Here is an 11,091-nt window from a genome sequence, read left to right on the forward strand (position 1 = left end):
AAGCCCTCACCGAGAGTGAGGGCTTCGATCAGCGAGTCACCAGCTACTCGCCACTTGTGTCAGCTCTTGCTGCATTCGAGGCGAGTCTCAGGCTTCGCGCTTGGACTCGGCCAGATCGACCAGCTCGCGCAGGGCGACCGCGAACAGCGGGAAGCTCAGCTGAGCACCGCCCTTCATCTCGCCGAGCAGTGAGCACCAGCGGCTGACCAGACTTTCATGGCTGGCCATCCAGCTGTCGACACGCTCATCGATCTCGCGCGGTGCATTGTCCTGCTTGAGCACGCTGACGGTCAGGGCCAGCTGCTGACGATCGAGATCATCGCGGAAGCTTTCACGTGCCTGCGCCTGCCAGCTGTCCTGCACCTCAAGGCCGTTGATCTTGTCACCGACCCACGGCAGCTCCAGACGATGGCCGATGCCGTAGAAGGCTTCTGCCACGCGATTGATCTTCTCGCCGGTCGCCTTGGCCGCCTCGATGATGCCAAGCCCTGCATAGAGGCTTGAGGTCGCGGCGATGGTGCTGGCCAGGGCCTCCGGCACGCCTGCCTCGACATAGCTGTCGCGACGCGCTTCCCAGTTCTCGCGGGCTTCGCCCTTGAGACGCTCACCGATGCTCTCGGAGAGCTGGGCCAGACGCGGGGCGAAGTGGCCGATGCATTCCTTGACGCCCATGGCGCTGCGCTGACGCAGGAACCAGCGAGTGGCACGACGCATCAGGCGCATCAGATCGCCCATCATGCGGTACTGCAGTTCTGCCGGCACCTGGTGATCGAGGGCCTCGATCTGGGTCCACAGCGCTTCCAGATTGAAGCTGTCACGCGCCACGATGTAGGCACGCGCGATTTCCGCCTTGTCGGCACCAGTGGTGTCTTCCAGGCGACGCACGAAGGCGATGCCCATGTGGTCGACCAGGTCATTGGCGATCTGGGTCGCGGCGATTTCACGCTTCAGACGGTGCTGGTACATCTCTTCCGGGAAGCGCTCCATCAGCACGCGCGGGAAGGCGCGCTCGAGGTGCTGCTGCACGTAGCTGTCGTCCGGCACGTCAGAGGCGATCAAGCTGGTCTTGAGATCGCTCTTGGCGTAGGAGACCAGCACGGACAGTTCCGGCAGGGTCAGGGCTTCACCGGCGTTGGAACGCTCGATCAGCGCCTCATCGGATGGCAGGAACTCGAGTTCACGGTCCAGGGTGCCGGCCGCTTCCAGCTCATTGATGAAGCGACGGAAGACGCCCATGCCTTCCTTGGACTGCTGCTCGGAGAGCGACAGTGCCTGGGTCTGGCGATAGTTGTCCTTGATCACCAGCTCGCCGACTTCGTCGGTCATCTCGGCCAGCTGCTGATTGCGTTGCTTGTCGGTCAGGTCACCGCGGGCAACGATGTCATCCAGCAGGATCTTGATGTTGACCTCGTGATCCGAGCAGTTCACGCCACCGGCATTGTCGATGAAGTCGGTGTTGACGCGCACGCCACGCTTGGCCGCAGCTTCCATGCGCCCACGCTGGGTCAGCCCCAGGTTGCCGCCTTCGCCCACTACCTTGCAGCGCAGCTCACGGCCGTCGATGCGCAGGCCATCGTTGGCCTTGTCGCCAACCTCGGCGTGAGTCTCGGTGGACGCCTTGACGTAGGTCCCGATACCGCCGTTCCAGATCAGGTCGACCTGCGCCTTGAGCATCGCGTTGATCAGCTCGTTAGGCGCCAGATGGTCAGCACTGATATCGAAGACTTCCTTCATCTGCGGGCTGATGGCGATGGTCTTGGCATCACGCGAGAACAGACCGCCGCCTTCGCTGATCAGGCTCTTGTCGTAGTCGTCCCAGCTGGAACGCGGCAGACGGAACAGACGCTCGCGCTCGGCGAAGCTCTTCGCGGTGTCCGGATTCGGATCGACGAAAATGTTGCGGTGGTTGAAGGCACCGACCAGACGAATCTTCTCGGACAGCAGCATGCCGTTGCCGAAGACGTCACCGGCCATGTCACCGATACCGACCACACTGAACTCATCTTCCTGGATGTTGATGCCCATCTCGCGGAAATGACGCTGCACGCTGACCCAGGCGCCCTTGGCGGTGATGCCCATGCCCTTGTGGTCGTAACCGTTGGCGCCACCGGAGGCGAAGGCATCGCCCAGCCAGAAGCCGTACTCGTTGGAGATGGCGTTGGCGATGTCGGAGAAGGTCGCGGTGCCCTTGTCGGCCGCGACGACCATGTAGGGGTCGTCTTCGTCGTAACGCACGACGGCCGTCGGGGCCACCACCTCACCACCGGACAGGTTGTCGGTGATGTCGAGCAGTGCGCGGATGAAGATCTGGTAGCAGGCGATACCTTCCTTCTGGATCACGTCGCGGTCGGTGGTTTCCGGCATGCGCTTGCAGACGAAACCGCCCTTGGCGCCGACCGGCACGATGACCGCGTTCTTGACCTGCTGTGCCTTGACCAGACCCAGCACCTCGGTGCGGAAATCCTCATGACGGTCAGACCAGCGCAGGCCGCCACGTGCGACCTTGCCGCCACGCAGGTGAACACCTTCGACGCGCGGCGAGTAGACGAAGATCTCGAACATCGGGCGCGGCTTCGGCACGTCCGGAATCTGACGGGTATCGAGCTTGAAGCTGATGTAGTCCTTGGCCTGGCCATCTTCTGCCGGCTGGAAGAAGTTGGTACGCAACGTGGCCATCATCAGATCGACGTAGCGACGCAGCAGGCGGTCGTCGTTCAGGCTGGAGACCTGGTCGAGCAGACCATTGATGCGCTCGCGGCAGGCGTTGACGTCATCCTCGCCACCCTGCCCCTGCGGGTCGAAGCGCAGGTTGAACAGCTGCACCAGCTCGCGGGTGATGTCCGGATGGCTGCCCAGCGCATTGGCGATGTAGGCCTGGGAGAGACCGAAGCGGATCTGCTTCAGGTAACGCGCGTAGGCACGCAGCATCGCCACTTCACGCCAGTCCAGGCCAGAGCCGATGATCAGGCGGTTGAAGGCATCGGATTCGGCTTCGCCGGACCAGATCTTCTTGAAGGCTTCGATGAAGCTCTCGCGCACTTCGGAGAGCTCGACTGCGCCCTTGCCGTGATGCTCGAGATCGAAATCGTGTATCCAGCAGGAGGAATCGGTGCGGGTGATCTCGTAGGGACGCTCACCGATGACACGCAGGCCGAGGTTTTCCAGCACCGGCAGTACGTCGGAGAGCGGAATCGGCTGATGCTTGTGGAACAGCTTCAGGTTGACGCCGGAGTTGTCGTCCTCGACCAGACGATAGGTGCTCAGGCCGACGGCCTGACCTTCGTCCAGCGCGCGCAGGTGGCCCACATCATAGACAGCGGTGCGCGGCGAGAAGTCGTCACGGTAGCTGCCCGGGAAGGCATCACGGTAGCGAGTCATCAGCTCGTTGGCCTGCTCTTCACCGAAGCCTTCGACCATGGCGGCGTGCAGTTCGTCACGCCAGCTGCGGGCCAGCTGAGCGATCTTGTTCTCCAGCGCGCGCATGTCGTACTGGCCCGGTTCATCGCCCTTGAAGCGCAGGATGAACTGGATACGCGTCAGCACGGACTCGGACAGATACGGCGTGAAGTCACCGAAGGTGGCGTTCAGCTCTTCACACAGCAGATTCTGGATGCGCACGCGCAGGTCGGTGGAGTAGACATCGCGCGGCACGAACACCAGTACCGAGAAGAACTTGCCGAAGCGGTCTTCACGCACGATCAGACGCACGCGACGACGCTCACGGATGTTGAGAATGCTGGTGGCGGTACGGGTCAGCTCGTCCGTGGAGATCTGGAAGAGGTCATCACGCGGATAGACTTCCAGAATCTGCAGCAGGTGCTTGCCATTGTGGCCCTTCGGGTTGACGCCGGCGGCTTCCATGACGTCCTGCACCTTGCGACGCAGAATCGGCACGTTGCGCGGGCTCTGGTTGTACACCGTGGAAGTGTAGAGCCCCAGGAAGCGGCGCTCGCCGATCACGCGGCCTTCTTCATCGAAGCGCTCGACGGTGATGTAGTCCGGGTAGGCCGGACGATGCACGCGGGCGTGGAAGGCGCTCTTGGCGAAGGACAGCAGCTCCGGGATCAGCACGTACTGATCGCTGTTGACGCTCTGCTGGTGACGCGACTGCTCGTGATAGCGATCAAGATCCAGCTTGAGCACGCCAAGCTCCGAGCCTTCGACCTTGTTCAGCACGCGGGTGCCGTCTTCCTGCTCGTCGACGGTGTACTCGTCATAGCCCAGGAAGGTGAAGTGGTCGTTGCCCATCCACTGCATGAAGTCGCAGGCTTCCTTATGGTCAGCCTCGGAGACAGTCGGCGGACGGTTGTCACGCAACTCCTGCAGCGCTTGGGCGCCCTGGCTGCGCATGGCGTCGAAGTCAGCGACGGCAACGCGCACTTCGGCCAGCACTTCACGCAGGCTGGTCTCGAGGTCTTCCAGTGTCTCGGCGTCGTTGTGACGATCGACCTCGATGTAGATCAGCGACTCGCGGTGCTGCGGGGCGTTCTCGGCACGTGGTGCCGTCACGCGCTCCAGCTGACCGGCGTCATCACGTGCGACGGCCAGCACGGCGTTGTGGATGGCGTGAACGGTGATGCCACGACGATTGAGCTCGATACGCACGGAATCGACCAGGAATGGCATGTCCGGGTGCAGCACTTCGATGATGGTGTGCGTCGACTGCCAGCCATGCTTCTCGAAGTCCGGGTTGTAGGCGCGCACCTTGGGAGCCTCGAGGCTCTGCAGGAAGTGCCATACGGCCAGGGTGGAACCGTAGAGGTCATCCAGCTTGCGCTCGGCCATGTCCTCGAAGGAGGCCGTTGCGTGATAGTCGCGCGCAAACGCCGCGATCACGTCCACCTTGTCCTTGGGAAGTCGCTTGTCCAGCTGCTCTTCGAGCTGCGCAAGAAATTCCTGCTTGCCGTCCGTCGCCACGTGTAGCATCAATCACCTCGACTGACCTGATGGATGTATCAGGGAAAATAGTCATAGAGAGTCTGCGCCAACCAAAAGGCGTGGCAGCACAGACTCATGCAGTGCATCACAGACTAGCGCAGTCTGCGCCTCTGCCCCATGCCTGTTCCATATTGGTCATGCAGCATTACATCTGTGCATCGGGTATTGACTTGGCGGTCCGCGCATGAAACGAAAGTCTAATTCGAGTGGCTGTCATGTGCGCAAAAAAGCCCCGTCATCCCCTACCTGACAGGTAGATGACGACGGGGCTCCGGTTTTTCAAACGATTGGCGCGATGCCTGACTCATACGGGCGTGACGACAGTTGCCGATTTGACGACGCGCTTATCTGCGAACCAGATAGACACCGCACTCGAGGTGGTCGGTATACGGGAACTGATCGAACAACGCGAAGCGCTCGATACGGTGCGTGCGACACAGCACCTCAAGGTTGTCGATCAGCGTCTGCGGGTTGCAGGAGATGTAGACGATACGCTCGTAGCGCGCGGTCTGCTCGCAGCTGTCGGCATCGAGGCCGGCACGCGGCGGATCGACCAGCACGGTGCGGAAGTCGTGGTTGTCGAGGTCCATCTCCGCGACACGACGGCCCGCCTTCTCGCCCGCCAGCGCCAGCGAGAAGTCCTCGGCCGACATGCGCGCCACCTGGGCATTGTCGATGCTATTGGCCGCCAGGTTGACCTGCGCCGAGGCCACGGAAGTGCGCGAGATCTCGGTGGCCAGCACGCGGCGGAAGTTCTCGGCCAGCGCGATGGTGAAGTTGCCGTTGCCGCAATAGAGCTCGACCAGATCGCCCTGCTCACGGCCTTCCGCCTGCGCCTTGTCAGGATGGGTTACGTCACGCGCCCAACTGAGCATCGAGCGGCAGATCTCGGCATTGGGCTGGGTGAAGCTGTTCTCGACCTGCTGATAGACGTACTCGCGGCCATCGACCTCGAGACGCTCGAAGACGTGATCGCGCGTCAGCACGATATGCTGCTTGCGCGAACGCCCGATGATCATGATGTCGAGCTCTTCTTCCAGCGCGCGTGCTTCGGCTTCCCAGTCTTCGCCGAGCTTGCGATGGTAGATCAGCGTGACCAGTGCCTCGCCGCTCAGGGTGGTGAGGAACTCGCACTGGAACAGACGCTCGCGCAGCACCGGGCTTGCCTTGAGGCGCTCACGCAGCAGCGGCATCAACTCATTGATGCGCTGGCTGGCAACCGGAAAGTCGTCCATGCGCACGACCGTCTTCTTCTTGTTGCCTTCGTCGTCGAACTCGACCTCGAACATCGCGTAGTAGAGGTCATCATCCTCGTGCCAGATACGGAACTCGCAACGCATGCGGTAATGGCTGGGCGGCGAGGGAAACACCTCGAGTTCCGGCGCATCGAAGGCAGCGAAACGTGCGCGGGTCTGCTCGGCCTTCTCGGCGAGCTGCTGTTCATACTGACTGGGATCGACGACGGCGATGGCCACACTGACTCCTGCCTGCGGGCATACCGCAGCACTGAAACGATGAGCAAAGGGACGCGGGGACGTCATGGTGAGCCATGCCGATCACGTCCATTCAAAGGTTGGGCGCGCTAGCCTACCATCGGCAGCGCGAAGCTCAAGCGCCAAATCGCGGGCCAAGGCGGGAGCAGGCAGGTGCAATAGGGCCGCGAGAGTCAGCGCCCCTGCGCTTCAGTCGTCGAACGCCAGTGCCTGCGGCGCGGCGAAACCCTGACTGGCCAGCGCCGTGGCCAGCCCCGGCTGCCGGGCATCCGTCGCCAGCGCCATGTGCTCACGTGGTGCTGGCTGAACCGCCTGAGCGGCTTGCTGTCCAGCCTCTTGAGAGACCTGCTGATCAGTCTGAGCAACTTGTTGCCCAGCCACTTGGGCCGCAGCACCAAGCGCCAGCACCTCCGCCACACGGCGGGCGATTGCCGCGCCGGAATCCACCAGCGCCACTCGAGACTCGCCCAGCACCTGTGAGATGTCGGCGCCAAGCAGTGGGAAATGCGTGCAGCCGAGAATCACCACCTCCAGCGCCTCGACCGCCGCCAGATCAGCCAGACTGGCCGCCACCACCTCGGGGCGCGCCGGCTTGCCGCGCAGACGCCGCTCGGCCTCGGCGACCAGCGGATCGGCCGCAACGCGAATCACCTGACAATCCGCCGCGAAATCGTGGATCAACTGCTCCGTATAGGCACGTCTTACCGTGGCGGAAGTCGCCAGCAACGCGAACACCGGCGGCTCGCACTTCTCACGACGTGCTGCACTCTGACGCGCACGTGCCAACGCCGCCGCCGGCTTGATGGCGGGCACGGTGCCGATCACCGGAATCGACAGCGCTTCGCGCAACGCCACCAGCGCCAGGGTGCTGGCGGTATTGCAGGCCACTACCAGAGCACGCGCCCCGCTTGCCTCCACCGCCGCCACGCACACCTGCGCGATACGAGCCACCAGCCAGTCATCGGGCTTGGTGCCATAGGGCAAGGCGGCATTGTCACAGACATAGGCCAGTGGCAATGAGGGCCATTGGCGGCGGATCTCTGAGGCCACCGAGAGCCCTCCGACCCCCGAATCGAAGATCAGCACCGGGGCACCGGGGGATTCGGCCTGGACGTGGGACGGACAATCGACGGAGCCGGAAGGGGCGGCGAAAGGCACCATGGTGAGAGTATCTCGTGCGGCATGAGAGGAAGAGCGACGGAGCTGGCGCGCTATTTTACCTGCTTGGTGACGATGTAGGTGAAATAGCGATCGATACCCAGTTCCGAGACCAGCCAGCGGTCGATCAACCGCTGGTAGGCATCGATGCTGGCCGTCTCCAGCCGCAGCAGATAATCCACGCCACCACCGACCGCCACGCACTCGATCACTTCATTCGCTTCACGCATCGCCCGCTCGAAGCGCTGGAAGCTGCTGGCATCATGATGCTTGAGGTGGATCTCGACCCACACCGGCGTGCGCGGGGCGGCCGCCCGGGAAGCGCCCCCCTGCTGATCACTCAGGCGCTGCTGATTGATGATGGCGGCATAGCCCTCGATGATGCCCGCCTGCTCGAGGCGCTTGACGCGCTCCCAGCACGGGCTGACCGACAGGTTGATCTCCTCGGCCAGCCGCGACTTGGTGATGCGGCCATCGCGTTCGAGTATCGCCAGAATCTTGAGATCGAAGGCATCCAGTTTCGGCGCTGGCTGCGAGCGGGAGGGACTCGCGCTCATGAGTCCTCTCGCGCCAGGTCGTCCACGACTTCCGCGATCACCGCCAGGGTGTCGCCCAGACTCACCTGGGCCGGGAAGCGCCGCGCCACCAGCACGCCATCACGCTCGGCGCGATATTCCACCGCCGCCTGACCGGCACGCCCCAGCGGATAGACCCGCGCCACGCATTGCCCCGCCGTGACCTGCTCACCGAGTGCCACGCACAGCTCCAGCAGCCCTTCATGCTCACTCTGCACGTAACAGCTGGCATCCGGCATGTCGATCAACAGCGGCGCGTTCGCCTGGCTGGCACGCTGGCGCTCGATGTCCTGCTCCAGATCCGCGCGACTGCGCTCGCGCAGCACACCACTGAAGGCGAGGAAGTTGTCGACGCCACGATCGGCGGTCGCCTGACGTTCCGGCGTGGTGGAACCGCCGCCGCCCAGCTCCGTGGTGACGAAGACCTTGCCCTGGCGCTCCACCGCAGTGTCGTAGAGTGCCTCGGCATCCAGCTCGAACATCATCATCGCCGAGGGTGCCCCGAAGGCCAGCGCCCCGGCCAGGCTCTCGGCTTCCTGCAGACGACACTGCTCGACGCCCAGCGACTCCTCGAGATAGTCGAGACGGTGCGCGGCGGCGAACGGCAGGATATCCAGAGTGCGGCCGCCGGAATGCAGGTCCAGCGCATAGTCGCACTGCGGCACCAGCACCCGGGTGAAGTAGTCGGCGATCTGCTCGGTCGGGCCGCCGGTGGGGCTGCCGGGGAAGCTGCGGTTGAGGTTGCCGCCATCGAGTGGCGAACAACGCCGCCCGGCCTTGGCCGCCAGCGCATTCATGGTCGGCACGATGATGACGCGCCCCTGCACGTCCTCAGGCGTGAGGCGCGCCGCCAGCTTGTAGAGCGCGGTGATGCCTTCGTACTCGTCGCCATGATTGCCGCCGGTCAGCAATACCGTCGGCCCCTCACCATTGGCGATCACGCTGATCGGGGTCATCACCGCGCCCCACGCCGACTCGTCAGTCGAGATCGGCAGCTTGAAGAAACCGTGCTGAACGCCATCGGCGAACAGATCGATGGTCAGACTGACGGGGGACTCTCGCATGACACCACTCCTTGTTATGGCGGGCTGCTGACACTTGTCGGCAGGCTATTTGACGAACAGCTGGCGCGGCACATCACACAGCGGCTCGGCACCGTTTTCCGTGATCAGGATCGACTCGGTGATCTCGAGCCCCCAGTCGTCCATCCACATACCGGGCATGAAGTGGAAGGTCATGCCCGGTTCCAGCACGGTCTCGTCACTGGGGCGCAGACTCATGGTGCGCTCGCCCCAGTCCGGCGGATAGCTGATGCCGATGGGATAGCCGCAGCGTGCGCCGCCACGGTCGAAGCCGTACTTGTCCATCGCCGCGCCCAGCGCCAGGGCGATGTCACAGCAGCGATTGCCGGGCTTGGCGATGGCCAGGCCACTTTCGATACCTTCCAGCAACGCCGATTCGCCACGCACGAAGTCGCGTGGCGGACGCCCCAGAAAGACGGTGCGCGACAGCGGCGCGTGATAGCGCTTGTAGCAGCCGGCCAGCTCGAAGAAGGTGCCCTCACCCTGACGAAATGGTGTGTCATCCCAGGTCAGGTGCGGCGCGGCGGCATCACTGCCGGTGGGCAGCAGCGGCACGATGGCCGGATAGTCACCGCCGAGAATCTCGCCCTCGGGGCCGATCACGCCCTCGACGCCGACCCGGTAGATCTCCGCGACCAGCGCACTCTTGGGCAGGCCCGGCTCGATCATCTCCAGAATGCGCGAATGCATGCGCTCGACGATGCGCCCGGCCACGCGCATATAGGCGATTTCCTGCTCGGACTTGATCGCGCGACACCAGTTGACCAGCGAGTTGGCATCCACCAGCCGTGCGTGGGGCAGCTCCTTGAGCAGCGCCAAGTGCGCCCGCGCCGAATAGTAATAGTTGTCGAGCTCGACCCCGACGACCCCATCGTGCCAGCCACGCTGCGGCAGGATGGACTGGGCGAGAAACTCCATCGGATGCATGTCCGGATTCTGCACGTAGTAATCCGGGTACCACAGGATGTTGTCCTCGCCCATCCAGCAAGTACGCAGCGCGCCGTTGCCGTCCTGACGACGCCCATACCAGACCGGCTCGCCGGAAAGCCCCAGCAGCACGCATTGGTGCACATAGAAGGACCAGCCGTCGTAGCCGGTCAGCCACGCCATGTTGGAGGGGTCGGAAATCACCATCACATCGATGCCGGCGCGCGCCATGGCCTCACGCACCCGCTGGATGCGCGCGCGATACTCGCCGATGGTGAAGGCCTGACGGCCAGCGGACAGCGCACGTGGCGTCCAGTCACTCTCGGTGGCCGGTGCCTCGCTGCTGGGCAAGGTGGCCAGGCCAGCGAAGGCTGGCTGGGGCGCACCAGTATGGGGCGGGAATTGACTCATGCAGCGCTCCTTATCGATCAGGCCTTGAGGCAAGCAGCACGTTGGGGCGGAGCCAGTGGCCATACGCAGGGCCAGGCAGCGGGTGACCGACCTGCCAGCCGCACCGGGCTGACAATGGCTGCCTGCGCCGCGAGCGAACGATGCGCCCCGCGGGTCGGCAGGGTCGGCGTACATGCGTACATCCGAATTCCCCTCTGGATTCGAGTCTGTCACTCTGCCAACAACGGGTCAAAGGACGACTCTGGCACTGTCGCCCTTCGCTTGAGCCCTTGCAAGGCCTGCGCCATTGCCGCCCGCGAGCAGGCCATGCCCGCAAGGCAATGGCGCATGGTGAGGCCAAACTCCAGCCCCTTTGCACAGAGCCACGAACAGAGCCTACGTGTAGGGTGCCGGATGATCGGATTTCACAACGAAGCTATCCTTTGTTAGCCTCTCGTGAGCTCATCAAGCAATTGATTCAGGAAAAGCTTCATGGACATCAAGCTGCATAAGCAAGCGACGACGACA

General features: G+C 63.5%; 6 protein-coding genes. All 6 read right to left on the reverse strand.

Annotated features, from left to right (window positions below; all coding sequences use genetic code 11):
• Nucleotides 1–87 precede the first annotated feature (87 nt).
• The 6 genes from NH396_RS03045 to doeA all read right to left on the reverse strand — a co-directional run bounded on the left by NH396_RS03045 (nucleotide 88) and on the right by doeA (nucleotide 10,584).
• Nucleotides 88–4,926: an NAD-glutamate dehydrogenase gene (locus NH396_RS03045; protein ID WP_253061501.1), complete on the reverse strand. Its 4,839-nt coding sequence runs from the start codon at nucleotides 4,924–4,926 to the stop codon at nucleotides 88–90.
• Between the two features lie 356 nt (nucleotides 4,927–5,282).
• Nucleotides 5,283–6,413: a tRNA (uridine(54)-C5)-methyltransferase TrmA gene (gene trmA, locus NH396_RS03050; RefSeq protein WP_248380820.1), complete on the reverse strand. Its 1,131-nt coding sequence runs from the start codon at nucleotides 6,411–6,413 to the stop codon at nucleotides 5,283–5,285.
• A 207-nt stretch (nucleotides 6,414–6,620) separates the two neighbouring features.
• Nucleotides 6,621–7,592: a glutamate racemase gene (gene murI, locus NH396_RS03055; RefSeq protein ID WP_253061503.1), complete on the reverse strand. Its 972-nt coding sequence runs from the start codon at nucleotides 7,590–7,592 to the stop codon at nucleotides 6,621–6,623.
• A gap of 50 nt (nucleotides 7,593–7,642) precedes the next feature.
• Nucleotides 7,643–8,146 carry an Lrp/AsnC family transcriptional regulator gene (locus NH396_RS03060; RefSeq protein WP_253061505.1) on the reverse strand — a complete coding sequence of 168 codons (504 nt, stop codon included), beginning with the start codon at nucleotides 8,144–8,146 and terminating at the stop codon, nucleotides 7,643–7,645.
• The gene (gene doeB / locus NH396_RS03065; RefSeq protein WP_253061507.1) at nucleotides 8,143–9,228 is read right to left on the reverse strand and encodes a N(2)-acetyl-L-2,4-diaminobutanoate deacetylase DoeB; all 1,086 of its coding nucleotides are present in this window, start codon (nucleotides 9,226–9,228) and stop codon (nucleotides 8,143–8,145) included. The genes NH396_RS03060 and doeB overlap by 4 nt, the downstream gene beginning before the upstream one ends.
• Before the next feature lie 45 nt (nucleotides 9,229–9,273).
• A complete protein-coding gene (gene doeA / locus NH396_RS03070) occupies nucleotides 9,274–10,584 on the reverse strand; it encodes an ectoine hydrolase DoeA (RefSeq protein WP_290441664.1) in 1,311 nt (436 codons plus the stop codon).
• Nucleotides 10,585–11,091 lie beyond the last annotated feature (507 nt).

This window comes from Cobetia sp. Dlab-2-AX (genome assembly GCF_024124625.1).
GTDB lineage: Bacteria > Pseudomonadota > Gammaproteobacteria > Pseudomonadales > Halomonadaceae > Cobetia.

What these genes read in the sequence shown, in the direction of transcription:
- NH396_RS03045 (WP_253061501.1), bottom strand. Translation starts at nt 4,926, where the DNA reads ATGCTACACGTGGCGACGGACGGCAAGCAGGAATTTCTTGCGCAGCTC.
- murI (WP_253061503.1), bottom strand. Translation starts at nt 7,592, where the DNA reads ATGGTGCCTTTCGCCGCCCCTTCCGGCTCCGTCGATTGTCCGTCCCAC.
- NH396_RS03060 (WP_253061505.1), bottom strand. Translation starts at nt 8,146, where the DNA reads ATGAGCGCGAGTCCCTCCCGCTCGCAGCCAGCGCCGAAACTGGATGCC.
- doeB (WP_253061507.1), bottom strand. Translation starts at nt 9,228, where the DNA reads ATGCGAGAGTCCCCCGTCAGTCTGACCATCGATCTGTTCGCCGATGGC.
- doeA (WP_290441664.1), bottom strand. Translation starts at nt 10,584, where the DNA reads ATGAGTCAATTCCCGCCCCATACTGGTGCGCCCCAGCCAGCCTTCGCT.